Below are 656 nucleotides of genomic sequence, written 5' to 3' on the forward strand. Positions count from 1 at the left end.
CTCAGCGCTCGCCACCTGCGCCTGAAACAGCGCCGGGTCGATGCGGTAGAGCACGTCGCCTTCCTTCACCATGCTTCCCTGTTCGAACACGCGCTCCAGCACGATGCCCGAGACGCGCGACCGCACCTCGGCGATGCGGGTCGGGGCAATGCGGCCCGGCAACTCGTTCAGGATCGGAAGGGCTTCCGGGAGCACCTCGATCACGCTCACAGCCGATGGCGGGGGAGCGGGTGGCGGTGCCTCCGCCGAACCTTTGGCGTCGCTGCAACCGGAGACAAGGGCGAGAAGGCCGACGGCCGCAGTGAGTTTCAGCGGCAAATTAGGTATACGCATGGGAAATTCCAGGAAAAGTTGATGATTGCCGGAACGGCAAGCGATTGCCGCGGCGATGAAAGGATCTGACGGTGGCTGTGGTTGATCAGTGGCCAGCCGAAGCGCCGTGAGCTTGGGAGCGCATATGCTCGGCGTCGACCAGCCAGCGGATGTCGCGCAGAATGTCGGCACGTTCGGCATCCGACCACGGATGCAGGTCATGCAGTTCAAGTCTCTTGAGCGCCAGAAATGCGAGAATGGCACCGCCAGGATTTTCCGCCGTATCCGTGACCGAGACAATCATTCGCGCATGGACCTCTTCGATGAGGCCACGCGCTTCGCCA

At 62.8% G+C, this 656-nt stretch carries 2 protein-coding genes; both read right to left on the minus strand.

Annotation, left to right across the window (positions count from 1 at the left end):
* A partial coding sequence (locus tag HFK18_RS21990; RefSeq protein WP_343202985.1) for a biotin/lipoyl-binding protein occupies positions 1-204 on the minus strand: 204 nt, incomplete at its 3' end.
* A 214-nt stretch (positions 205-418) separates the two neighbouring features.
* Positions 419-656, minus strand: a 238-nt coding sequence (locus tag HFK18_RS21615) for a hypothetical protein (protein ID WP_218946966.1), incomplete at its 5' end; no start/stop codon positions are given.

The sequence above is a fragment of the Stenotrophomonas sp. SbOxS2 genome (assembly GCF_013416715.1).
Taxonomy (GTDB): Bacteria; Pseudomonadota; Gammaproteobacteria; order Xanthomonadales; family Xanthomonadaceae; genus Stenotrophomonas; species Stenotrophomonas lactitubi.